Genomic DNA, 23,652 nt, shown 5'->3' with positions numbered 1-23,652 from the left:
TATTTAATGCTTCCATAATCTGATTGGAGGATACCATATTAAAACCTAATTGGGATTAATGGAAATAGATGGGCCAACTATCACAACAACCCAATCTTCAACTATTGCACCCGTTTAGACATAAAGCTTATGTAAATTGTCACTTTTAATAAAAGTCCTCAAAGGAGTGCCACCAACGAAACGCTGAAAACATACGTAAGGATATTCCAATATAAAAAAGCCCAATTCCTCAGTATGACAATAGAGAAATTGGGCTTTTGTCGTTCCTCCATTAAAGCGCCCGATTTTTGAAGATTAATCTTTAATTCCAAGTCGAATATGAAGTTTGGTTTAAGAGTATATCATCTTAATCCTTATTAAAGCTACCTCCATCGGGGAAGTGTCCAACACCGTGCTTCTTTATCTGCCACTTAAAACTTTAACTGAGGAGTGCGGATAAGACCTCAAATTTGGCAGCGAAATGATTATGGTTCCAAGGATAATCGTCAATGCACCTATACCAGACAACCATGAAAGAGTTTCATGATAAAAAACGACTCCCAGCACCATAGCAAGAATTGGTGAAACAAAAAGCCAGGTTGAAGGGAAAACCGTGTTTGTCTTGGAGACAAGCCAGTAATAGAGACTATGTCCGCCCATTGATCCAACTACTATCAAATAAAGGGACGATCCGATTGCTGCCGGACTTACTAAAGCAGACACTTGGAAATCCTCCGTCACAAGAGACAAAATCATTAACAGGATCCCGCCATGCATCATTTGAACGGCATTTAAAGCAATCGGGGAAATTTTATCAAACCGATTGATCACCCTTTTCGAATAAATCGTTCCTGATGCATAAAACACCTCACCTGCCATAATTAAGAGACAGCCACCCAGCACCAAGGAATTAACAAGAAAAGTAAAGCTCGGTAAAATGAGGAGAAAGACCCCCGCTATTCCTATAAAACATCCAATAAAGGAACTCGAATTTGCTTTCGTTTTTAAAATAAAAGTTTGAATCAACAGTATAATCATCGGCCCGGTAGCTGATAAGACGGCTGCCGTTCCTGACGGGACAAACTGCTCTGCCCAATATAATGTGGCAAAAGTACCAAAAGTCAGCCCAATCCCCGACAATAGCATCTCCATACGAAAAAACATCCTTAGTGTAGTCTTTCTTTTTAAACTCATAATGACAAATACAATCAAACCTGCTAAAAAAAAGCGAATGCCTGCTGAGAAAAAAGGCGGCACACCTGCATCAATCCCTATTTTTATCGCAAGAAATGTCGTACTAAAAATCAGACACATAAACAAATAACCAAACAATACCATGTCAATTCCTCCTTTTTGCTCCATTATAGGTGAAAGATAATAGAACAGATGAAAATCATTAGACCAGATTAAGGAGAAACATGCTAAAATCAAAGGGATTGGGAGGGAAAGAAATGAATGGAGATTACTTATTTAAACAAGTTTACGATTATGTATTACACCGAATCGAACTCAATGAATGGAAAGAAGATGAAAAGCTCCCTTCAATTAGAAATTTAGCCGCTGAGATGAATGTTCATCGTTTAACCGTATTAAAGGCGTACCAGCAACTTAAACAGGAAAATAGAGTCTATGTCAAAGACAAATCCGGCTATTATGTCCAATCCTGTGAAATTAATAAATTTGAAAGCCTGGAAAATCCGATCGTTTCTGCGTATGTGCAAAAAAATCATTTATCGGAAATCCATCAGGTCCCTGTTTCCTATCAATTTTCACAGGCATTAATTGACCCTAACCTTTTGCCAAATCGCTTCATATCGGACTATGTAAAAAAAGTTTTTGATCTTTACCCAAAGGTTCTCTCCACCTACTCCACCGTTCAAGGCGATTATGAACTGCGTCAATCACTTTCTGACTATTTTAATCAGCATTATAAAACGATTACACATCCAGATCAGCTATTAATTACGTCCGGTTCCCAGCAAGCCATTCATCTGATAGCCCAGGCATTTGTAAAATTAAGAGACACTATTCTTTTGGAGCGGCCGAGCTATAGTTCTGCCATTGATATTTTTCGAGCACAAGGAGCCAATATTATAACCGTCGATATCTATCCGTACGGATATGATTTAGAGCAGATTGAAATCATCATGAAAAAACACAAACCTCGTCTGTTTTATCTGAATCCAACCTTCCATAATCCAACCGGATACACGGTCCCATTGGCTCAAAGAAAGCAATTAGTCCAGTTAGCCGAGCAGTACCGCTGTCTGTTGATAGAAGACGATGCTTATTACGACATCTTTTTTGATCAGGAGCCCCCGCCGCCCATGTATACCTATGATACATCCGGCATGGTGATTTATATCAAAAGCTTTTGTAAATATATATCACCAGGATTGCGGATAGCCGTCATGATGAACTGTCAGTCTTCCGTGGTGAAATCACTGCTAGCAGTAAAATCATTGGCCGATAATGGATCACCGCTTTTAAATCAGAAGATTTTCCTGCATTACTTTTCATCACCAAGACTGCAGCAACATGTTGAGAAACTGCGAATTGCGCTGCAAATACGAAAGGAAATCATGGAGGAAGAACTGTCCGAAACAGATTGGCAATGGACCAGTCCAAATGGTGGCTTAAATTTATGGGTACAGCTCCCAGGCCGCCTGTCAACAGAAGACTTATTGGTCAAGAGTCTGGAGCAATCAATATCCTTTGTTCCCGGACAAATATGTGACCCCTTAAAGGAGCCATCCTCATGGCTTCGGTTAAGCTATTCCTATGCCAATGAAGAACAAATCTCGGAAGGACTTATGAAGTTTATTAATTTAGTACGCTCTACTCAATAAGGGGTAGCGTCATGAAAATGCGGATTTACAACGTTAAGGAAATTTCAATATAAAGAAAACTCAGCCATAAGGCGAGCCCCTAAGGGCGGTTCATGAGGCGTAGTTGCACTTATACTTTCCTATTAGCCTAAAAAGCCCAACTTTTCTGTATTAAATTAGATAAATTGGGTTCTTATTTATTACTACATTTAAAGCACCCGATAGTTTAAGTACAATACTTGACCTTCCCTTATAACTGTTTTGGAATTAATGATGGTATTATTATACAAATATTTCTTTGATTTTAATTGGCATGCATAATTCTTATATTGAAAACCCGACCTTTTTAACGGAAGAAGGTCGGGTTAAGTTAAGTTTAATTATGCTGTTTAAAAGATAGTTATGAAATGACACTTTCTAGACGAGCCTCTATCTTCTCGAGGGTCATAACACCTCCACCAAGCCCGATAAATTCGTCACCTTTCTGCAAAAGCAAAGTAGGATAGCTTTGGAAACCAAGCTGTTGAACCTTTGCGAAGTCTGAGTGGGCATCTTCGGTGGAAACTATGTCTTCGAATCGTGCCAGAACTGTCTCTGGATCAAGATTATTAGCAATAGCAATTTCTCGGTAAGTAGCTGGGTCGCTGAGACTCTTTCCTTCGTAATAGAACGCACGCTGCATGGACGAGGCTAAATTATACGCACGTTCTGGTGCGAAGAAACGCAATGCAGAAAAGCCTTTAGCCGCCGCCTCGGAGTCCATAACAAAAGTACCTTCTTCCAACAACGTTTGATAAGGTGTACCAAACTCCGCACCAGTTAACTGGCTAATTCTTTTATTTCCTTCTGGAATATATGAGAAAGAGGCTATTGGTAGCTTATTATGACCTACAAATAGACCGCCAGACAAAACAGTCAGGGGCAATTCAGGGTGATTCTCATGAAAGGCTCGAAGGCTCTTCGAGAACCCGTAGCACCAGCCACAGTATGCATCCCAAATATAGATAAGAGCAAGTTCCTTGTTATTCATAGTAAAGCTCCTCCTTTTACACCGTCACTACTTACTCTGATTCGCCAACGACAGTAAAACGTTCGTTTATGTGCTGTGGATTTTCTATTTCATCTAAAACTGCAATTGCGTAATCCGCATAACTGATATAACTTTGACCTTTTGAATTGAAGATTAATTGTTCTCCACCTTTTTGATACGTTCCAGTACGTTTACCTTCAGCATCGAAAAATCCCGCTGGACTGATATATGTCCATTGGACTTCGCTTGTATTTTGTAGTTCTTCAAGGTTATTTCCCATATTTTTTGCAGTTGCAAGATAGGCTTCAGGAAATTCAGGAGTATCAAATACTTGTATTGTATTTGTTTCATCTACAAATAAACTTCCTGCTCCTCCTACAACAATTAATCTTGTTTTTGGTGCACCTTTATGTGTTTCAATTAAAACTCTTCCTGCTTCAACATGAAGATGTTCTTCTCCAAATGGAGCATTAAAAGCATTTACAATAATATCAAAATTCTTAATATCTTCTGTTTTTAAGTCAAAAATGTTCTTTTCTAATACTGCTACATTTTGACTTTTGACCTTTGACGCATCTCTTACAATAGCTGTCACTTCATGTCCTCGACTAACTGCCTCTTTCAAAATAAGACTTCCTGCTTTACCACTTGCACCAATAATTCCGATTTTCATTTTATAGTCCTCCTGTTATTTAAGTTTCCTTCAATTTGTAATCCAGTTTGTTACATGTAGTTATTTTAGTTACATGTAACAAATTTGTCAACATGTAAAATTTAATTTATTTTTTTGTTCGTAATTTGCTATAATAATCTTGTAATCAAATTAATTACATGATGAAGAAATAATTTTAAATAACGGAATAGTTAATAGGGGTGGTGACTGAACATGTCCATCAGCAGCCGATTCGCTGTCGGAATTCATATATTGACTCTAATTGAATTAAATAAAGAAGGAGTAACATCTTCTGAATTTTTAGCTTCAAGTGTTAACACGAACCCAGCCGTAATAAGAAAACTAATGGGAATGCTAAAAAAAGCCGGTTTGATAGAGGTACATCCAGGTATTGCAGGGGCTAAACTCGCAAAGGAATTATCTGATATTACCTTGTTCGACGTTTATAAGGCAGTGAATGTTGTACAGGAGAAAGAATTGTTTAGCATACATGAAAATCCAAATCCTGATTGTCCCGTCGGTAGGAACATCCAGAATACAATAGAACAATTATTTACAGCAGCACAATTGGCAATGGAGAAGGTTTTAAGAAATGTTACTTTAGAAGATGTTGTGAAGGATATTGCTACTAAAGAAAATATCTGTTAAAAAAGACATTCCAAAGGAATGTCTTTTCTCTTTGTTATTCAACTGCTAACCTGCCACGTTAATTCAATAAAAAAGCTCCGTAGTAAGCAGGTAGATCTTTAAGTAAAGCACCCGTTACTTAACGTACATCTTTTCACATTCACTAATGTCTATTTTCAATAGGCTATTAAACCAGACCTGTGGATTTAATTTTACCCTATTCGATTTCCTTATTATAAAACTGCATCCTTCTTTCATCGTAGATTTTTTCATCCTTAGTACCAAACCCGTAGCCGTCAGAAATAATGGAACTTACTGGAACATGGGGAGTTAATGCTATTTTCCACTTTCCATCCTCTAAAACCATAGCAATCACGAAGTAACTCACACCGTCTATAAAATATTTGTTCTGTGAATACACTTTATAATTTACACCCACATAATACACTTTTGGGCTTTTAAATTTCTCCATATAACGATAGGGCAAAAACTGTTTACCATATTCGTAGGGCAGTTCCTTCCACATAACAAGGTGGGCTTCTTTAATGTTTATTAGTCCTCGTTTGTACATTTGGTTTTCCTTATCAGCAATATAGTCCAATAAATCCTTTCTACTATCCTTATCCCACCAAGAAACTGCAACTTCCCAATGGTTTTTATTTAAATAGTTGAAATAATTTTTGATAACGTTTATTGGAGCTTCCATTTTTGTTTCTTCTCCATTAACCGAAAGATTAAATATTGAAAAGTAAGTAGATAAAATTAGAACTAAGACTTTTGCTTTCATTTCTTATCGCAACCTAAGACAATTTGTTCTTAGGTTGCCCACCATTGCTGGAAACCAATTCATCTTTTACTAACCTGCCAGTTACTTGAATAAGGTTTAAAAAGCCTTTTCGTAACTTTTAATACTATTAATTATCCCTTATTCAAGTAACCCCTGTTTTTTCCTCATAAGGATATAACTAAATAAATAACAAAAGCTTGTGATTCCAAACAAAAGAAAAATTCCTGGAGTCATTAGCATATATAGACTTAAAGGCAAAGACCAAATGAAGGCAATTAGCATTAATAATTTTCTTGATGTAAAATAAGAGATTATTGCTGTAATAGCAGGTAAAACTATCATACATAAAGATATTAATGTCGTACCATTATTTGTTTCATTCGAATAAGGATTAAAGAAGTTTAATAATAACCATAAACCAATGGAAATTGTTGCAGCAACTAGCCCCAAAAAAGATGACTTTTTTAGCATTTTTTGACAATCATCCCCCTTAGTATTTCTGTTTAATATACCACATATATCCAATCCGTTATTGAACTAAACTACCCTTTAGTGGAACAAAAAAGGGCTGCCGAAGCAGCCCCCTATTCTTCAACATAAGCACCCGTTACTTTAAGTATAATATTTCACAAACTTTCACATTAATGTATTAATGAAATACCCTCATAATCACAAGACCAATAAGGATAGCTGCAAGTGATAATATTAAAGCAAGACCTGCTAATTCACCACCTGTACCGAAAAAGGTATCAAATATTCCTAAAACTAAAAAGATCACTTTTTTTGATGTTTTAGACTCATCTGTCTTAAATTGTTTATAACCGTAAACCAATAACGATATAAAAGAAATAATACCTATTAAAAACAGAATGAACCCACCGAACATTACCATAAAAATTTTTCCCTTCGTTGCCATTTGTTATGAAGCTAAAGACCCCAGTTAGCATAATAAGAAGAACTATATTCCTTTATTTAAACACCTTGTCAATTTCATTCCTATCGTAATCTAAAATCCAATCATTGTATTTTTCATAAATATCTCTAATTGTTCCGGGTGATGTCGCTAATAAATCACAACCTCTGTCATCGTAAACGTGAAAGATAGTTTTCTTATTGATATTTATAATGTAAACTCTATGGAAAATACTTGGTCTTAACCCTAAGTCTTGATTGCAAAGTGCTTTTAACAATGGAATGTATTTAAAATCAGATGTTTTGCAGTTTAGAGAAAATCTATGAATTTTATATGTACCTACTTCATCGTCCTCTGGGCATATATAAGGCATTGCTTGATGTTTCAGCCTAAACAATAATGATTTTTCAACATAGCGAGAAAAGTTCTTTAACTGATGTCTAATATTTTTCCCTTTATCAAAATCATTTACATCCATCACGACAAAAAGTTCCTCTGTTGGAGAATGTAAGGCTTCGAATAAAGTAATAGCCCTTTTATAACACCCCAGTATATAAGGGTTGTCGGGATAATCATATTCTCTTTTCCACTCCACCCCTAGTTCAAAACGTATACCAATATCCCAACTATAAAACAGAGGTGGTCTAAGCTCTAAATTGGGGAAATTCTTATTCAAAAAGTGATTTAATTTCATTTCCGTACCTCCTTTATTTCCTTCATTAAACCGACTGCAACATAACTAACCTCCCCTTTACTTGAATAACGATAATGAAAAAGGACTGCCGAAACAGCAATCCAATTGTTTTTTTACTAAAGCACTCCGTTAAGTACAAAACTTTACAATCATTCTGTTGGATTAATAAAAATGGCGACCCTCCTCTTGAAGAATCACCGGATAGCCTTTTTTTGAATGATAAATTAAATTGATTCTTTAAATGTTCACAAATATGTAACATCTGATTAATCAAAACTTAAAAATTGGTTTATATAATGGGATGGTGTTAAAACATACTCTTAAAGGCGGAAACATATATGTTTTTAATAAAATTATCTGAGAAAAAACTGATCACTATTGATTATTATACTAATGGTGCCTTACAAACAATTAAAGGGAGTGTTGAAAAACTTAATTTAATAGAACAAATCCTTTCTCTAAAGGATGAAAAACAAAAGTTGTTCAAAATCCGTTTATCTTGTATTAGGCATATTTATTAAACTTATTTTTGTTTCTTCACCCGTCCTCAAACTGTGAGAACCATTGCATCTATAAGTTAAGTATATTAATTCACATATTGGCTTAAAATTACCATTTCTAGAAAATCAAAAATACCTTGTGCTTTTTCCCAAAATTAAGACGCATCTGTTATAATAACATTTTTTTAAAAAGAGAGAGGAATATAATGAAAAAGATTAGCAGAACACTGCATAAAATGATTGAAGAAAATAAACGTGAGATATTATCAAATCAAAATACACTGAGCAAAATAGAGAATAAGGTTGACACTAAGATTATTGCTAATGGTAAATAACAAAGACTTAAAAGGACTGCAAAATGATTGCAGTCTTTTTAAGTCAATACCCTTTTATCCTATTTCTCTATCCCTTTTTAATATTTACCTGTTCCTTTAGTTAAAGAAGACAATGGCGAGATGCCGCAGCACACCTTGTTTAACTCTTGCACCCGATAGTTTAAGTGCCTTGATTCACAAACTCTAGAACATTTTGGTTGAAATAGAAACCCTTTTATTTATTCTCCCACCTTCATATAATAAATGGTCTTTAATTACTTTCGAATTTCCAAATAAATATTGCCGATATGATGGTGATTCCTATACCACAAATAAGCATAATGTGAGAAATATCATATTTAAAAAACAGAGATAGAGAAACAAAACCATAAGATAAAGGAACTAATCCATTCGAGAATGCACTTACAAGGCTCATTACCCTACCAATTTTTTCTTTCTGACTTTTTTCTTGTATAGTAGTTACTAACAATACATTAATAATTGAAGAAAAAGACCCCATTAAGATTAATAAAAGAACCCCTTGCCATATTTCTCCTATTTGACCAAGTAGACTAAGTAAAATACCTAAAGTACAAATCATTAAATGAATTTTTAAAACTACCTTTTTCTTAATAGTTAATATCCCAATTAGTAAGGCTCCAATTAACATTCCAACTTGATATGAGCTTTGAAGAAAACTTAAATCTAGTGCGTTTCCTTGTATTAACTTATTTACGATCAGTGGTATTCCCATCAATAATGGACCAAAAAAGAAAAAATTAATTATAACAAGAATCATCAACGTTCTTTTAAGAAGTTCTATACTCCAAACGTAATTTATTCCTTCCTTTAATTCATTAATAGTAGAGTTTCCCTTATTTTTAGGGTTATCTTTTTCTTTTATCAAAAGGCTGAACAGAAAAGTTAAAAACAGTAAAAATGCTACGAAAAGAAATATGTGATAAAAAGAACCTAGTGTAAGAATTACACCCCCAATCATAGGACCTGAAACCATTGCAATTTGATTAGAACTCTGTATCATTGAATTTGCTATAATGAGAGCTTCTTTTGGAACCAGTATTGGAAGTAGCGAGGTGTTGGCTGGAGAAAAAAAGGCATCAAGAATACCAAAAACTAGAGCAAAGCCTACTAATGGCCATATTTCTAACAAATTCACTTGAAGGAATAGCACCATAATAAAAATAATTAAAAATCGAATAAAACTTGAAATATACATAATCTGTGACTTTTTGAACCTATCAGCCCAAACTCCGCCTATAACCATAAAGAGGACTCTTGGTATCATAGTTGCCATCATAACAATTCCAAGCAAAGCCTCTTTATTTAATTCAGTAATAATGTACCATTGTTCTGCAAACAGATAAGTCGATAATGACAAAAAAGATACATTACTAGATAACCATAGGAGTATAAATGATCGATTTTTTAATAATTCTGCAAATCTAATCTTATGGTTGGTTGCATCTAACACTTGCTGTTTCTCCAATTATATTTCCCTCCATAAACAATTTAACTTTTGAATAACGGTTCATCTATCTGGAAGGCAGTTGTCATAATGTAATAAAGCTGTTTATCTGGATCATCAGAATTATTCTCTAATAGAGAATCTAATAACTTTCTATATTGAAAAGTGAATTCTAAAAACTGCTCTTTGCTCAAGGAGTATTCTCTTTGAACAGACATATTCAACCATTCTTCTACATTTGATGAATTCAATTCAAATGATTCCGCAGGGGCTGTCAACACTCTGGTCTTAGCTCTGTTTATTACCTCTAAAAATGATTGTCTAGTTGCCTCTTTTGTTTCAACAAAATTTAGTAAATGATCTGCAGGAATAAAACCTCTTGCCACTGCTTGATAATATTTGAGAATATTGCCTCCCCTTTCTTCCTTTTTTACTAGCATAATTATGCCATGCTTTTCTAATTCTCTTAGGTGATAAAGAATCTTTGCTCGAGAAAGGTTCAACTCATTTGCAAGCATATGCCCCGTGTGAGGTTGTTCTACCAGGTAAATAAGCATCTTAGTTCTAAGAGGGTCACTTATTGCTTTTAATTGTTCGTATGTTTCAATTATTAAAATAGATTTTTGTTCCATTATAAAAACTCCTTTTTAACCGGTTAAATTTATTTAACTGTATTATATATGTTTTTCTTTACATTGTAAATATATAACAATATTTGTTTTCTAAAACTTTATATAACACCTTTAAATTTAACCGTCGAAACAATTCTATTTTAAGTAAGACTGCCAGCTTATAACATAAAAAAAACGATACCCTCTTTCACTAACCTGCCATTTAGTTGAACAAGAAAAAGGGATGCCGCAGCAACCCCATATTCTTCAACATAAGCACCCTATAGTTGAAGAACTACCTGTTTTCTTCGTCGTATTCCAAGAACAAATCTTGTAACTCACCGTTCAGTGGTTCATCAATCCCTTCAACGGTCATATTTATCTCTATTTCTTCATCTGAAATGGACACTATTCCATCAAATATACCTAAAACATTGGATACCGTATCAACCTGTAGTTGTTCAATTACTTTGAAAAGTATCTCTTTACCTTCATCATTAAGTTCTGAATAAAACTTTAATGCTTTTTTCCAGTAGGAATCCTTACCTGCGTTAATATCTGTATTTGCAAACAAGTCTTGATAGATTGTTCCATTTTCTTTAATCACGGATTGATACAACCTTTTAATAAACTCTTCTTTTTTCATCTTTTAGCCCCTTAGATGTTCTTTATACTATTTTTACCGTCTTCTTCAACAAACCTGCCCAGTTACTTCAATAAGAAAATGCATTACCGTTATTCAGTAATGCACCCGTTAGCCATCCATGAAGCGCAAAAATCAGCGCTTCACCACAGAGAATGAAAATGTGTTAGAACCGTCAATACTGATTCTACGGCTGGGAGAGGAAGGTCGCTAAACTATGGTGCGTTAGAGCCCATCCGTTAGTCTGATTCCACCGACCACGGCACCACTGACTGTAGCTCCCTTACGGTAAGCACACATGGTACAATAAGAAAAGGTATTATTGTAATCTGGTAGTTACGTTGTCACTTTCGCATATATAAGAAAGAATACGGCCAGTTGAACAAATATTAGTATGTTTGGAACGATTAAGGCAAGATCTATGAAAAGAAACGCTGCTAAAATCAATAAAAATAAACCTAAATGGTAAATACTCAAACGATGTTTAAAAATTCGATATTTATGGAACACCAATGTGGTTGATAAAAAGTAGATAAGAGTGGCCGCAAAGGTCAAGATTAACAAAAACTGATAATGAATGTCCTGTAAATATGCTAACTGAATCGCAGATGCAATGATACTTAAAGACATATAAATAAATAAATGTCCATAAATAATTGCTTGCCCGGTGGACTTTATTTTTTTGTCAACCTTTTTCTCGATATTATCAAAATATTGCCACCACATGGCAATAACAATGACAAATGATATAATGGTAAAAATAACCGCTTCCCAATCTCCTTTTTCTGGATGTAGGACAGCAATTAAGCTAACGATTGATTCTCCAAACAAAATAATAGTAAAAAGACCAAACCTTTCTAATAGATGAGAGGTATCCGTTGGCGCTTTGACTAAATATTTACGACCTAAAATTGGGACAACAATATCAATAAAAATTCCTAGATATAGGACAAGATATCGAGGCCATGAGACAAAGAAAACGGAAAATAAGGAGATAGTAATACCAATAATAAAGCCATACCCTAAATAAACCGCTGCTCGTCTGCGAGGTCCACTCTCCGACCTACTAATCCATAGATATTGCATAGATGTTAAAAGGCGGATTCCTATGTAGCCTATGAGGAAAGGAATATAATATGGATCAAAGTTAACAGACAGGCTGGCCGTCATCAATATTATAAATATCATTTGAATGATCATAAACAAACGTTGGGTTACACAATCCTTACCAAAACGATTGATAAATAAAGACTGACCTACCCATGCCCACCAAATAGGGACGAAAATTAAACCAAACTTTAACAGATATTCAACCGGAATAACCCCATGTTTTTCATGCATTAACAGGTGAGTAGCTTTTGCTATAGCAGCCACAAAAATTAAATCAAAAAATGCCTCTAACCACGTTAAGTTTTTCTTTTCCATGAATGTTTCTACTCCTCAATATAAAAATGAACCCTACTTCAGATAATTAAAAATTACTGTTAATCTAATATATCAGCATTACTACCTTTTTTAAGGCACCCCATAGACTAATAATATCCATTAATCCCCTAATCTAGGTAAGCTATAAAGTTAGGTGTATTGATCCTTTGCAATCAATTAATCCTTCATCCAGTACTAATCAACAATATTCTCCAAAGATTCGCCACACTCCTTCTTCAACTCCCTCAATAAAGAAAGCATAATCTCCCGATTTATCTTTTTTTCTTAGATTTTCATCCCAGTTTACCTGCAGGTTTTTCGTTAGTTTAGTAACTACAACGAAAATAGCGTTAATCCTTCTACGATTAACGCTACCCTTTCGTAACTCTTTTTCAACTAGCCTGCCGAAAAAGCTGCCACAATGACAGCTTTTTCTACAACTCTTGCACCCTATAGTTGAAGAACTACCTATTTTCTTCATCGTATTCCAAGAACAAATCTTGTAACTCACCGTTCAGTGGTTCATCAATCCCTTCAACGGTCATATTTATCTCTATTTCTTCATCTGAAATGGACACTATTCCATCAAATATACCTAAAACATTGGATACCGTATCAACCTGTAGTTGTTCAATTACTTTGAAAAGTATCTCTTTACCTTCATCATTAAGTTCTGAATAAAACTTTAATGCTTTTTTCCAGTAGGAATCCTTAACTGCGTTAATATCTGTATTTGCAAACAAGTCTTTCTCCAAATCAAACAGAAGGTAGAACACAAAACCCACCGCTACTTTAATGTCACCGTGCAGCTAACAACATTTGAAGGTGCTCACGATTTCCCATATGATTTAGTTACTATCACTTTTAGTAATAAAAATGCCAGAATTACTTTGGCTCTCTGACCACCGCTTAACTCCTGAATAGGGAGGTTGAAGACCATTGTATTTATTCCTAATCCACTTGCAACTTTTTCTATTTGACTTTCAATTGAATAAAAACTACTCATTCCCATTTTCTCCTGATATTTTGAGGCTTGCTCTAATTGATCATAAATTCCTGTAATCGCCATTTCTTAATATAAATCATTTATTTGCTTTTCTAGTTCATATAAATTTGCAAAAACCGTTTTCAAATAATCCATTATTGTTTTGGTTCCAGTGATTTCTGCATATTGATCAATATGTCAAATCACTATTTCAGATTGCCATTTAATCATTCCGCCATCGGGAATGATTTCACCCTTCAATATTTTAATTAGTGTACTTTTTCCTGCACCATTTTGACCTACAATTCCCATATGTTCACCTTTGTATAAATCAAAACTTGCTTGATCATATAGATGTTTGTCTATAAAACTATGTGTTAAATTTCTAACTTCCAGTATACTCATATTTATTCCTCTTTTCCTAAGGCTCTTTTCGTAAACTTTGTTGCTTTTGGACCTTTATAAGGGTTATTTACTAAGTTTCTAGGCAATTTTCGCAAATGTCCTTACGAAAAGATGCCACGAAACCTCTAGTTATACGGGTTGATGAACTTATACGAAAAACAACAATCTATGCGAAAATAGCCTTTCCTAAAAATAAAAAAGCAAAGAGACTGCGTCATTAAACGCTAACTCTTTGCCTTGGATGGCATATTGCAAAAATGCACTATCTAAAACAAAGGGCCATAGACAAAGCAATGTCTATGGCCCTTTAATCAATTTTCCGCCGGCGATTAGTCAAACTCAAATAAGAATAGGAGGACTATACTTTTTTAGCAAACTATGAGCCGATGAATTTTGGAAGTACTATGCTTCCAGATTAAGCTCCTGACAAAATGCTTCATCTTATACATTTGTGCGGAGCTAAAATCATTTATAAATATTCTTTGCTGGGTATTACTCATTAAAAAACCCTACTTTATGTTTTATAGCCTATAAAGTTAAACCACCATCGACAAGTGCAATTGAACCTGTCATATAGCTTGCTTTATCCGATGCTAAGAAAGCAACCATTTCAGCGAGTTCTTTCGGATCTGCATAACGCCCCATTCTCATATTGGGTATCTCTTCTGGAACGTAACCGCCTTTTTCAAATTGATCAGCAACACTAGCTGTTAATGCAGTTTGGACACCGCCTGGGCAAAGTGCATTAATACGAATTCCTTTTTTTGCATATTCTAACGCAGCGCCTTTGGTTAAACCAATAACTGCATGTTTGCTTGCAGAATATACAGCTACACTATGTTCAGGGCGAATTCCTGCAGTAGACGCGGTATTAATAATGGAACCGCTCCCTTGCTTGTCCATCACTTTTAATACATATTTCATTCCAAGGAAGACTCCTTTTACATTGATGGCCATAATACGGTCAAATTCGGATTCTTCTACTGTTGTGAAAGGAGCAAACTTTTGAATAACACCCGCATTATTGAAAAATATATCAATACGTCCATATGTTTCTACTGCTTTATTTACATAGTTTTGTACATCTTCACTTTTCGATACATCTGCCGAAACGAAGATTCCTTCTCCGCCTTGTGCTTGAATAAGTTGTAATGTTTCTTCCCCAGTTTCTTTATTGAAATCAACTAAGACAACTTTCGCACCCTCAGCAGCAAGTTTCAGACTGCTTGCTCTTCCAATTCCGCTTCCTGCCCCAGTAATCACCGCAATTTTATTTGTTAATTCCATGTTCAATTCCTCCTTATTTATGTCGCCCCTTCCCCACCTATTCTATAGCTTCTATTTTTGTATTAATTGTAATATTCTACGGATAATAGTATTTTTTTAATGAATAATAAAAAATGGAATCGATTTCAGCAAAAATTGAATGGAGTATATGAAATAGATGGAAATATCCAAAAAAGATTTACAATATATTTGTCAGCTTATTTACGAAGTTCATCAAATACCCGTCTATTATGTCAATCAATTTGGTGAATTCGAATACGAATTTTCGCGAAGTGACCTACGGAAAAATCCATATTATGCACCTTTGAAAGAACAAATCAGCATCTATACATATGAAAATGATCCCAATGATTTTCCTATCTTCTTTTCGAATTCAAATTTGAACTTTTTCTTTGTTAATCTAAAAAAAACATCCCTTTTTTTAGGATCCATTATTGTTGGACCTTCCATTAGCTCAGAAATATCTGAAGAGAATATAACCAAAATGATAGATAATTTTAAAAGAAACGAGAATAAGAGAAATCTCATTGAATATTATCAATCCATCCCCATTATTGACAATCAACAACTGCTGACAATTAGTTTGTTGGTTTATTACTTGATTTATCATAAAAAGTTAGATAAAAGTTCTTTCATCCAACATAATAAAGCGATAACACCGGTTATAATTGAAACAGAAAATCCAGACCTTGAGCTTTCTAAAGGGAGAAGGAATTTCATTTTTCATTCAAATCTTTCCTATGAACGGGTTTTACTTGATTATGTGAAAAACGGACGAACAGATAAAATTAAGGATGTCATTGATTACTCCATTATCGGGGAGGCAGAATTAGGATTGTTATCGAAACGGAGCCGCCTAAGGAGTGAAAAAAATTTAATGATAACTGGAGTTGCCCTTGTTTGCAGGGCTGCGATTGAAGGCGGATTAAACGATGAAACAGCATTTACCTTAAGTGACTTTTATATTCAACAACTCGAGGAGTTAGGAAGCTTAAAAGAAATATTAAGATTAATGGAAGAAGCTATCGTCGATTTTACCAATCGTGTCCACCAATTAAAGAATGAAAAATACACTGCAACAGTAACCGCTTGTCAACATTATATTTATAATAATCTTTATGGCGAAATTACTCTTGATGACCTTGCACAAATGTGTCATTTAAGTCCAAATTACTTATCATCACTATTTAAAAAAGAAGTTGGAATCTCAATAAGTGAATATATTCAACAGCAACGAGTTGACGAAGCAAAAAAGCTATTAGTTTTAACAAATTATCCGATTTCAGATATCGGCACATGGCTAAATTTTAACGATCAAAGTTATTTTATAAAAATCTTTAAAAAATACACAGGGTTAACCCCTAGACAGTTTAAAAATGGTCATTCTTCTAAAAATACATCAACATAATTAAATATAATGGAACTTAAGTCCTCACAGCATATTTCATGCAACCTGCCGGAGCAGATTGAAAAACTTGAGCGCATCATGATTGAACAGGCAATGAAAAACAACAATAGCAACATTACAAAAGCTGGAGAACAACTAGGAATATCAAGACAAAACCTCAATTATAAGCTGAAAAAATATAAGATTTATTCCTAAAAAGGCGGAAATACTTTGTTGTTTCCCGACTCCGGAGATCGTGTTTTAAGGAAGCAAAATAAATGTCATTATTAGCCTTGTAATGATAAGTGCCCTCCAAAACAAATTTTGAAGGGCTTTTATCAAAAAATTAGAGATTAATTGTGAATAGATTTACTTCCTAATCAATGTATACTGCTTCATTCAATTACACTTTTTCTCTATGATTTTGGAATCACATTTACATGATCTAAGGTTTTAACATTATTAAAAATAAATTCAAGGTCATATGCTCCTGCATGATACGTATACTTCGTTTGCTTAATATCACCACTTTTAAATTTGTTAATAAAATTAGGTTTACCCAGTTCCTTTTTCAAATTATTTTCTGTAATTGAACCTAAATTGGTTTGGCGCTCAACATTTGTTCCGAAATAACGAATTTCCGAAATCACACCCTTTTTGTCATATCCAAAGGCATACCCTGGATGACCCATTTCAGCATGATAATAATCAAATTCTCCAGTGGTACCTTTAGGAGGAAGACCAAACTGATTCCGAACATCTGTACGGTTATTTTTTCCGATTTTCAGGCTTATTGGTAAGCGAGGCATTGTACCTTTAATTGCAGCATTGTAAATCTCATTTATATTCTTTACTGCGGTTTGACTATTTTCTGTTTTAATTGTAGTTGCATTCGCGTTCTCAGTGAAAGAAACAACAGGAGTGAGACCGAGCCCCACAAATCCTGCAATTGCTGTAACAACTATAATTTTGGATAATCTCTGTTTTAATCCCATTTTTTTCTCTCCTTTTTCTTGCTATTTTTTCAATAAAAATCCTCCACTAGCTTATTACAGAATTGTAAAGCTGCCAATGTTCCTTAAATTCAACAGAAAAAAATCCTACATTTACATTTATATGTAAATTATATAAATAATTCACTTTATATAAAATAATTACACTTTATAGGTCTAATCACGAGTGATCACTTTATTACTGATGTTAAAGAATACACAATCAACATTTCTATATTTGGTTCCTATAAGTGCGCTTTTGCTTTTTGGGGTACCGAAAACCATACTGCATCATAAAGTTTGTGTCAAATCTTATAAGTTATGAAACTAATATATTTTTTATTTTATGTAAGAAGAAGAAAATCCCGAACTTTTCTTCTTCAATAAGGAGGCAGAACACACCTGAGGTGCAACAGGCGGCTTCGGTTTATACATCATATGCCTAATATGGCTTTATGGCAGGGCTAGGTTAATTCCCCTTTTATTCCATATGAGTATTTAACAAATTAAGCAAAAAGAAAAAAGCCTTTTTATAAGACTTTTTTCGAGAATTTAAATTAGTAAAAACAGGCTGCTCCAACGATAATTAACAGGATAAATAATACTACGATTAAAACGAATGGGTTGCCTCCGCAAAAGCCACCTCCGTAGCCAAATCCGGGGCAACCACAACCACCGAAGCCACCAAAGCCACCACAACCACCGAAACCTCCGTAACCATCCATAATACATCCTCCTTTCAATAAGGAATAGGTTATTTTTTAAACAAAACCACAGCCACCCACAAAGGCAGTTCCTACAATAATAAGAAGGATAAACAAAACAACGAGTAAGGCAAAGCCACCACCTGCGAAACCTACACCATCAGACATATACATAACCTCCTTTCAGCTGTTACTTATAAAATATGTAAAAAACAAAAAAAGGGGTGGGCACTATCTGCAATTAAAGCCATTTTCCTAAGGTTGTCTCCCTTTGCCATGCTTAGTGTAGCCTTTTATTAAGTCGAAAGGATTAATAAATACAAAAAGCCCTACTAGGGGCTTCCTGTGATTGAGACTACCTTTAACAAGTCTATGTGCTAAGCAAGACTTTGGCTGTTCGGATACACTCTAGACTATGCATCAGTTTAACTTGAGTTCCCAATCGGCTAAGTCTTATTTGGAGGAATTTTTTAGAACCGACCAAGAATTAATTCGTTATAAATCAGCACTTGTCCATTCCATTTCATTATCTTGTACATATATTATTAGTACACCAGCGTAAAACCAATCATATTATACATTACCTTCTTGGATATAAAGAACGTTTGCCTATAAAGCAGACGTTTCTTTGCATTTATAGGCAAATCGTATATTTTTCCTTATCAATATGATATTTGTCCAAGCGAATCTTGTCTTATGAAATATGATACATAGGGAATTATTTATTTCGTACAATCTAACAGGTGGTGATAAGTATGTGCTTTGGAGGCTGTAGCTACGGTGGGTACGGTTACGGAGGCAGTACATTTGTTTTAATCGTAGTATTATTTATCCTTTTAATTATTGTTGGTACTGCTTTTGTTTATTAATAAACCAATACACGTTCTAGCGGTAAGAATCATTATGGCTGGAGGTGTTATAAATGGACGGAGTAGGAAATAGTTTTGCGTTAATCGTAGTATTGTTCATCCTTCTTATCATTGTTGGTGCATCATTTATGATGTACTATTAGAAATAAGATGGATAGATTAGGAAAAAGGCCCTTTATCGGGCCTTTTTTCACTTTGGCTTTGTTTTATTTCATTGTTGATTTTCGACCAAAGAATTACGCCTTTATAAAAGGCGTTAATGAAACACTTTAATCATCTTGAAGTTAAATAACTTAATACCCTTTCGTATCACACACTGTGTCTGAACTAATTGGTATCCGTGATGCTCAAAAAATGATTTTGCAGTGATACTTGCATCAATATCCAGCTTAGTAAGACCCAATTTTCTTGCCTCAATTTCAAGAACAGTTATTAAAGATGAAGCAACCCCTTGACCTTGAAAATCTTTGTGAACATACAATCTATCCAAATATCCTTTTAGAGTCATATCAGAAAATCCAACGATTCTGTCGTTGATTAGGGCAACATATGTAATATTGTTACTCATAGAATCTTTCCAAGACTCCAATCTAAACGCTTCATCATCTTTAGATGCCCACGAATCGAGTTGTTCTTGAGTATAATCTTTTTTATTTAAAGAATGAACTGTTTCATAGAACAAGATGACAATCTGACTAATATCAGAGATATGAAACTTTCTAATTTCCATTTTATTCTCCTTGCAATTTTCCTAATTATGTTTCAAATTTTTTTGTTTAGAGGTAAATATTGCTTTGCGAAGATTGGTGTTTGTCTCATTTACTGTAAACAGGCAAGAAACAACAAGCATATTTTTCGTATTTGATATTGTGTTCTCATATTCCTTGCTATCTAAGTAACGGACCCAAGCAAGGTAATGATGTAGATACTTAGTCGCTACACCATTAAAGCGGTCAATTCAGCGTTTCAAACGGCTATGATAATTATTTACACTTTGAATGTTGTAAATGCCTTTAACACGCTGTTTTCCATCCGATTTAAAACGGTAGTTAGAAATGTTTTCATACTGTCCACTTTTCCATTCTGTTTTTAATTTTTCATTTTTAATTTCAAACCATGTTATCAAACTATTAATTGCATGATCGTCTACTACCTATTTTATATTCCTTCTAAGTCTCCATTTGGTTCAAAGACCACCAAATTAATTTTGTTCTTCTTCATTTAAAGCACGATATAAAGCTGATCTGGAACATTGGTTATTTCTGTTATCTCCTTAACAGTATAATTTTGACAACGATACAAGTCTATCGCATTTTTCATTCCTGCATGTTTAGAATGATATTTTTCAACCATTCCTTTGTACTATTACATTTGGCTGCATTCTTAGATTTAACGATATTTTTGAGTGTCAAAAAGAGACGTTCCTGTTGATAGGGGCTTAATTCTCGACCAAATTTAAGAAGGTTAACAAATCTTTTATCGATACTCTTTTATCCTCAGTTCCATGCTACATCCCAAAGTTTTGATTGGGGAAAAAGAATCTAAATCAAATTCTTCTTTTAACAGGGCAGCTAGTCCATCAATGGATTGCCGTAAATCTGTACTACCTCTTGCTAGGTAGACACGATCTACGGTTGCTTCATTTAGTATAAAGATTTCAGCTTCTTTATGACATCAAGAAAAAGGGTCTGATCATACCCAGGCTTTACTTCAATGGCGATATCTCCGACTATTATGGGTAAAGTATTCCTAGTTTCCAAATTATCAATATCAATTGACTGCCAATTTGAATTGAATGAATTTCTGGATCGATTCATTTTAGACAAGTTAAATTTCCTCCACCAAAACCTGAATTGATGGATATTTAGTTCATAATCTGCACACCACTTTGTTTGTATTTGAGCTCTAGCTTTAAAATGGGCAATTCGGAGAAATTGGTATTGATTTTGGGGTTGATCAAGATGGAGAGATATGGTTTATTGAACAAAATTCCAAATCAGCCAAAGTTTCTCTTATGAAAGCCTATGAACAGGAGACGTTTCATAAAGCGATCCTCGACACCGTGTTATTCTCCAAATACCTTTATAATAAAAGAAAAGAGGAAATTTCAGAAAAAAAGTCGTTAGAGTCGATAGAACGTGACGGAGACCCCGACAAAGGCCCCGACAGAAAGGATGGTTAATAATGGTAAAACCTAATTACATTACGAATATTAATGCAATACAACACTTGAGTGAAGAAGAAAAAAGAATACTCCAAACCGTTTCTGAGAAGTTTGTTTTCCGCTTAAATGATTACTATTTAAACCTTATTGACTGGTCTGATCCACAAGACCCACTTCGCAAGCTGGTAATTCCATCTTCCGAGGAATTATTGGAATACGGCCGATGGGACGCATCTGATGAGGATACGAACTATGTCGTACAAGGTTGCCAGCATAAATACTCTACTACCGCTTTACTTTTGGTCTCTGAAGTCTGTGGAGCCTACTGCAGATATTGTTTTCGCAAGCGCTTGTTTCGTTCAGATGTAAAAGAAGCGATGTTAGACGTGGTAGATGGGCTTGAATATATTGAAAAAACACCAGAAATTAATAATGTTCTTCTCACAGGTGGAGACCCTTTGATGCTAGGTACTCCAAAGTTGCGATGGATTATTGAAAGTTTACGTAATATTGACCATGTACAAATTATTAGGATTGGTTCAAAAATGCCTGTATTTAATCCCATGAGGATATTTGAAGACAAGGAACTATTAGATTTATTAAGAGAGCACTCTTCTGTGCACAAAAAGATATATGTAATGGCTCATATTAATCATCCGCGGGAAATTACATCCGACGCACTTAAAGCGATTGAAGCTCTGCATGAAGCAGGAGTTATCATTGTAAATCAGACTCCTGTTCTAAAGGGAATAAACGATGATCCAACTGTTCTCGGTAATCTGTTAGATAAACTATCTTGGGCAGGAGTGACTCCTTACTATTTTTTTGTTAATCGTCCTGTGGCCGGAAACTCTTCGTTTGTTCTACCATTGGAACAGGTATATCATATCGTGGAAGAAGCAAAGGCTAAAACCTCTGGCCTCGGCAAACGAGTCAAATTAGTAATGAGTCATACATCTGGAAAAATTGAAATTCTCGCGATTGAGAATGGAAAGGCATACCTTAAATATCACCAATCACGTGATGGGAAATATGGAAAGTTGATGATCTTGGACTGTCCACCAACTGCTTCCTGGTTTGATGACTTACCAAATAACGAACAATTTTGGGAAAAACCAACTAAAAAGACGGATAGTGTTGTCTCCGTGAATCAGTTATCTCCTATCCCTCAAAAAAAACGTCCTTCTAACTAAAATAGTAAATAAGCTAGTGAAAAACGTTTGTTTTTATGAAATCATCGCTAAGTTTAAATCATTAATAAAAGCTCTCCCTGCTTCAATCCCACCTTTTAGCTCAAATGAGACGATTCCCCCCCATCCCTTTCATTTGTTTTCTTGCCAATTCATATTGAGGGTGGGAAGGTAGTCCTGGATAATAGACTTTTTCTATTTAAGAATGTTCCTTCAAAAATTTTGCAATTTTTTCTGCACTACTACAATGACGTTCAATCCGTAGACGCTGTGTTTTTAAACCACGTAGAATTAAAAAGGCATCCCAAGCACTTAACACTTGACCAAGATCTCCCATTAAGTTTTGACGCATAAAGTTAATTTCTTTCAACTTTCCTATATTTATATTCCATTTCAAACAAACCGACCATATGATTTTCAAATTGTTCTTGAAAAAATTCAGTAAGTTTTACAGATAAATAGATTCTTATTTGTACTGCCTTCATTTATTATAGTATGGGTATACCTTAGACTTTTAGAGTGGAGGAACTTATGAAACCGTATCTAATCATTAGCCAAATCTTATATGTACTATCTTTAATTCCCTGGTTTGTTATTTGGGGATTGTCGTTTATGAGCTTTGACAATGGTACGAATGTAGCTAATGTCTCATTTGTTTTAGCTATTTCTTTATATCCTGTTGTAGTAATCGCAGGTTCAATATTATCCTGGGTGTTCAGAGTCAAAAAGAAACGATTTGCGGTTTTAATTAATTTACTTCCGATGTTATGGATCATTGTGTTTTTCAGTTTCATGGTTTTGAACAGTTAAAGATAAATATTTGATGTTGATTTCTTCAGCAGGAGCAGGCGTTCGAGCAACCTTCAGGAATTTATTAGGGAGATTTTGGATTATAGACTCACTCTAGAATTGTCCACAAGAGAAGTATCTATAGCAGAGCAAACCATCTCACACGCACAGAAAGAATATGAAATGCTGTATTCAATTAAACTATTAAATTCCTTGAATCACTTTTGCAAGAAACTGATTTAGATTATCCTCCTTGTGAATATTGTTTTTATATAAGGCTGTCCTGCGGGTAGTCTTTTTTACTTTTTATGGGTGATTTTTCATAATAAAAATGCCTCATTAATAAATTTCTTATTAAATGAAATAATTG

Annotated in this window: 29 protein-coding genes and 4 pseudogenes; 12 read left to right on the top strand and 21 right to left on the bottom strand. The window is 34.5% G+C overall.

The window, feature by feature from the left end; genetic code table 11:
* Window positions 1-399: 399 nt before the first annotated feature.
* Window positions 400-1,317 (bottom strand): DMT family transporter, encoded by a 918-nt coding sequence (locus tag BIV60_RS10130; RefSeq protein WP_071355621.1) that lies wholly within the window; start codon window positions 1,315-1,317, stop codon window positions 400-402.
* A 113-nt stretch (window positions 1,318-1,430) separates the two neighbouring features.
* Between BIV60_RS10130 and BIV60_RS10125 the strand changes: the two genes are divergently transcribed.
* Window positions 1,431-2,828 carry an aminotransferase-like domain-containing protein gene (locus tag BIV60_RS10125; protein ID WP_071355624.1) on the top strand — a complete coding sequence of 466 codons (1,398 nt, stop codon included), beginning with the start codon at window positions 1,431-1,433 and terminating at the stop codon, window positions 2,826-2,828.
* A 379-nt stretch (window positions 2,829-3,207) separates the two neighbouring features.
* Here BIV60_RS10125 and BIV60_RS10120 read toward each other — a convergent pair whose 3' ends face one another.
* Window positions 3,208-3,837 (bottom strand): DsbA family protein, encoded by a 630-nt coding sequence (locus tag BIV60_RS10120; protein ID WP_071355620.1) that lies wholly within the window; start codon window positions 3,835-3,837, stop codon window positions 3,208-3,210.
* A gap of 31 nt (window positions 3,838-3,868) precedes the next feature.
* The gene (locus tag BIV60_RS10115) at window positions 3,869-4,510 is read right to left on the bottom strand and encodes an NAD(P)-dependent oxidoreductase (RefSeq protein ID WP_071355619.1); all 642 of its coding nucleotides are present in this window, start codon (window positions 4,508-4,510) and stop codon (window positions 3,869-3,871) included.
* 213 nt (window positions 4,511-4,723) lie between these two features.
* On the opposite strand from BIV60_RS10115, the gene BIV60_RS10110 reads away from it, so the two are divergent.
* On the top strand, window positions 4,724-5,158 hold the full coding sequence (locus BIV60_RS10110; protein WP_071355618.1) for an Rrf2 family transcriptional regulator: 435 nt from the start codon (window positions 4,724-4,726) through the stop codon (window positions 5,156-5,158).
* Between the two features lie 196 nt (window positions 5,159-5,354).
* Here the strand turns inward: BIV60_RS10110 and BIV60_RS10105 are convergent, their stop codons facing one another.
* The 4 genes from BIV60_RS10105 to BIV60_RS10090 form a co-directional block, all read right to left on the bottom strand.
* Window positions 5,355-5,924 carry a hypothetical protein gene (locus BIV60_RS10105; protein WP_071355617.1) on the bottom strand — a complete coding sequence of 190 codons (570 nt, stop codon included), beginning with the start codon at window positions 5,922-5,924 and terminating at the stop codon, window positions 5,355-5,357.
* Window positions 5,925-6,062: 138 nt separating this feature from the next.
* Window positions 6,063-6,395: a hypothetical protein gene (locus BIV60_RS10100; protein ID WP_071355616.1), complete on the bottom strand. Its 333-nt coding sequence runs from the start codon at window positions 6,393-6,395 to the stop codon at window positions 6,063-6,065.
* A gap of 178 nt (window positions 6,396-6,573) precedes the next feature.
* Window positions 6,574-6,816, bottom strand: a complete 243-nt coding sequence (locus BIV60_RS10095) for a hypothetical protein (RefSeq protein ID WP_141770443.1) — start codon at window positions 6,814-6,816, stop codon at window positions 6,574-6,576.
* A 76-nt stretch (window positions 6,817-6,892) separates the two neighbouring features.
* A complete protein-coding gene (locus BIV60_RS10090) occupies window positions 6,893-7,531 on the bottom strand; it encodes a DUF3885 domain-containing protein (protein ID WP_071355614.1) in 639 nt (212 codons plus the stop codon).
* A gap of 338 nt (window positions 7,532-7,869) precedes the next feature.
* Between BIV60_RS10090 and BIV60_RS10085 the strand changes: the two genes are divergently transcribed.
* Both BIV60_RS10085 and BIV60_RS29115 read left to right on the top strand, forming a co-directional pair.
* Window positions 7,870-8,052, top strand: a complete 183-nt coding sequence (locus BIV60_RS10085) for a YolD-like family protein (protein ID WP_071355613.1) — start codon at window positions 7,870-7,872, stop codon at window positions 8,050-8,052.
* Window positions 8,053-8,237: 185 nt separating this feature from the next.
* A complete protein-coding gene (locus tag BIV60_RS29115) occupies window positions 8,238-8,366 on the top strand; it encodes an FbpB family small basic protein (protein WP_141770442.1) in 129 nt (42 codons plus the stop codon).
* A gap of 250 nt (window positions 8,367-8,616) precedes the next feature.
* Here the strand turns inward: BIV60_RS29115 and BIV60_RS10080 are convergent, their stop codons facing one another.
* The 5 genes from BIV60_RS10080 to BIV60_RS10055 form a co-directional block, all read right to left on the bottom strand.
* On the bottom strand, window positions 8,617-9,852 hold the full coding sequence (locus BIV60_RS10080) for an MFS transporter (protein ID WP_083402196.1): 1,236 nt from the start codon (window positions 9,850-9,852) through the stop codon (window positions 8,617-8,619).
* 23 nt (window positions 9,853-9,875) lie between these two features.
* Window positions 9,876-10,463: an ArsR/SmtB family transcription factor gene (locus BIV60_RS10075; RefSeq protein WP_071355612.1), complete on the bottom strand. Its 588-nt coding sequence runs from the start codon at window positions 10,461-10,463 to the stop codon at window positions 9,876-9,878.
* A gap of 274 nt (window positions 10,464-10,737) precedes the next feature.
* On the bottom strand, window positions 10,738-11,088 hold the full coding sequence (locus tag BIV60_RS10070) for a transposase (RefSeq protein ID WP_071355611.1): 351 nt from the start codon (window positions 11,086-11,088) through the stop codon (window positions 10,738-10,740).
* A gap of 333 nt (window positions 11,089-11,421) precedes the next feature.
* A complete protein-coding gene (locus tag BIV60_RS10065; RefSeq protein ID WP_071355610.1) occupies window positions 11,422-12,510 on the bottom strand; it encodes a low temperature requirement protein A in 1,089 nt (362 codons plus the stop codon).
* Between the two features lie 464 nt (window positions 12,511-12,974).
* Entirely contained in the window at window positions 12,975-13,253 is a 279-nt protein-coding gene (locus BIV60_RS10055) for a transposase (protein WP_141770441.1), read from the bottom strand.
* A 60-nt stretch (window positions 13,254-13,313) separates the two neighbouring features.
* Here BIV60_RS10055 and BIV60_RS30920 point away from each other — a divergent pair, with 60 nt between their 5' ends.
* Window positions 13,314-13,412, top strand: coding sequence for a hypothetical protein (locus BIV60_RS30920; protein ID WP_371261522.1), 99 nt, complete (start codon window positions 13,314-13,316; stop codon window positions 13,410-13,412).
* Here the strand turns inward: BIV60_RS30920 and BIV60_RS30750 are convergent.
* Together BIV60_RS30750 and BIV60_RS10045 are read right to left on the bottom strand one after the other, a co-directional pair.
* A pseudogene (locus BIV60_RS30750) lies at window positions 13,373-13,900 on the bottom strand (ATP-binding cassette domain-containing protein); the annotation flags it as partial. The gene BIV60_RS30920 and the pseudogene BIV60_RS30750 sit on opposite strands and share 40 nt — an antisense overlap.
* 528 nt (window positions 13,901-14,428) lie before the next feature.
* Window positions 14,429-15,187 (bottom strand): SDR family NAD(P)-dependent oxidoreductase, encoded by a 759-nt coding sequence (locus BIV60_RS10045; protein ID WP_071355606.1) that lies wholly within the window; start codon window positions 15,185-15,187, stop codon window positions 14,429-14,431.
* A gap of 157 nt (window positions 15,188-15,344) precedes the next feature.
* Here BIV60_RS10045 and BIV60_RS10040 point away from each other — a divergent pair, with 157 nt between their 5' ends.
* A complete protein-coding gene (locus BIV60_RS10040; protein ID WP_071355605.1) occupies window positions 15,345-16,595 on the top strand; it encodes an AraC family transcriptional regulator in 1,251 nt (416 codons plus the stop codon).
* 9 nt (window positions 16,596-16,604) lie between these two features.
* Window positions 16,605-16,790 (top strand): helix-turn-helix domain-containing protein, encoded by a 186-nt coding sequence (locus BIV60_RS28310; protein WP_083402193.1) that lies wholly within the window; start codon window positions 16,605-16,607, stop codon window positions 16,788-16,790.
* Between the two features lie 200 nt (window positions 16,791-16,990).
* Here BIV60_RS28310 and BIV60_RS10035 read toward each other — a convergent pair whose 3' ends face one another.
* The 3 genes from BIV60_RS10035 to BIV60_RS28305 all read right to left on the bottom strand — a co-directional run bounded on the left by BIV60_RS10035 (window position 16,991) and on the right by BIV60_RS28305 (window position 18,438).
* Complete coding sequence (locus tag BIV60_RS10035; protein ID WP_071355604.1) at window positions 16,991-17,569, bottom strand: YjgB family protein; 579 nt, start codon at window positions 17,567-17,569, stop codon at window positions 16,991-16,993.
* A 554-nt stretch (window positions 17,570-18,123) separates the two neighbouring features.
* The gene (locus BIV60_RS30915; protein WP_071355603.1) at window positions 18,124-18,291 is read right to left on the bottom strand and encodes a YjcZ family sporulation protein; all 168 of its coding nucleotides are present in this window, start codon (window positions 18,289-18,291) and stop codon (window positions 18,124-18,126) included.
* A 36-nt stretch (window positions 18,292-18,327) separates the two neighbouring features.
* A complete protein-coding gene (locus BIV60_RS28305; RefSeq protein WP_083402192.1) occupies window positions 18,328-18,438 on the bottom strand; it encodes a YjcZ family sporulation protein in 111 nt (36 codons plus the stop codon).
* 587 nt (window positions 18,439-19,025) lie between these two features.
* On the opposite strand from BIV60_RS28305, the gene BIV60_RS28300 reads away from it, so the two are divergent.
* Window positions 19,026-19,139 (top strand): YjcZ family sporulation protein, encoded by a 114-nt coding sequence (locus BIV60_RS28300; protein ID WP_083402191.1) that lies wholly within the window; start codon window positions 19,026-19,028, stop codon window positions 19,137-19,139.
* 53 nt (window positions 19,140-19,192) lie between these two features.
* Window positions 19,193-19,282, top strand: a complete 90-nt coding sequence (locus tag BIV60_RS28295) for a YjcZ family sporulation protein (protein ID WP_083402190.1) — start codon at window positions 19,193-19,195, stop codon at window positions 19,280-19,282.
* Between the two features lie 113 nt (window positions 19,283-19,395).
* Here BIV60_RS28295 and BIV60_RS10025 read toward each other — a convergent pair whose 3' ends face one another.
* The 3 genes and pseudogenes from BIV60_RS10025 to tnpB all read right to left on the bottom strand — a co-directional run bounded on the left by BIV60_RS10025 (window position 19,396) and on the right by tnpB (window position 20,789).
* Window positions 19,396-19,869, bottom strand: a complete 474-nt coding sequence (locus BIV60_RS10025) for a GNAT family N-acetyltransferase (RefSeq protein ID WP_071355602.1) — start codon at window positions 19,867-19,869, stop codon at window positions 19,396-19,398.
* 89 nt (window positions 19,870-19,958) lie between these two features.
* Window positions 19,959-20,187: pseudogene (locus tag BIV60_RS30335) on the bottom strand (IS1595 family transposase); the annotation flags it as partial.
* 428 nt (window positions 20,188-20,615) lie between these two features.
* The gene (tnpB, locus tag BIV60_RS30910) at window positions 20,616-20,789 is read right to left on the bottom strand and encodes an IS66 family insertion sequence element accessory protein TnpB (protein WP_371261523.1); all 174 of its coding nucleotides are present in this window, start codon (window positions 20,787-20,789) and stop codon (window positions 20,616-20,618) included.
* Window positions 20,790-21,069: 280 nt separating this feature from the next.
* On the opposite strand from tnpB, the pseudogene BIV60_RS30905 reads away from it, so the two are divergent.
* Together BIV60_RS30905 and BIV60_RS10015 are read left to right on the top strand one after the other, a co-directional pair.
* Window positions 21,070-21,321 (top strand): annotated as a pseudogene (locus tag BIV60_RS30905) (YheC/YheD family protein); the annotation flags it as partial.
* A gap of 2 nt (window positions 21,322-21,323) precedes the next feature.
* Window positions 21,324-22,496, top strand: a complete 1,173-nt coding sequence (locus BIV60_RS10015) for a KamA family radical SAM protein (protein WP_071355600.1) — start codon at window positions 21,324-21,326, stop codon at window positions 22,494-22,496.
* Between the two features lie 36 nt (window positions 22,497-22,532).
* Here BIV60_RS10015 and BIV60_RS28285 read toward each other — a convergent pair.
* Window positions 22,533-22,872 (bottom strand): annotated as a pseudogene (locus BIV60_RS28285) (PLP-dependent transferase); the annotation flags it as partial.
* 152 nt (window positions 22,873-23,024) lie between these two features.
* On the opposite strand from BIV60_RS28285, the gene BIV60_RS10010 reads away from it, so the two are divergent.
* Window positions 23,025-23,303, top strand: coding sequence for a hypothetical protein (locus tag BIV60_RS10010; protein ID WP_071355599.1), 279 nt, complete (start codon window positions 23,025-23,027; stop codon window positions 23,301-23,303).
* The last annotated feature ends 349 nt before the right edge of the window (window positions 23,304-23,652 follow it).

Origin of the sequence: Bacillus sp. MUM 116, from assembly GCF_001866655.1 — a bacterium.
GTDB lineage: Bacteria > Bacillota > Bacilli > Bacillales > Cytobacillaceae > Neobacillus.
Note: the sequence above shows the minus strand (reverse complement) of the source record. Positions and strands in the feature narration are given on the sequence as shown.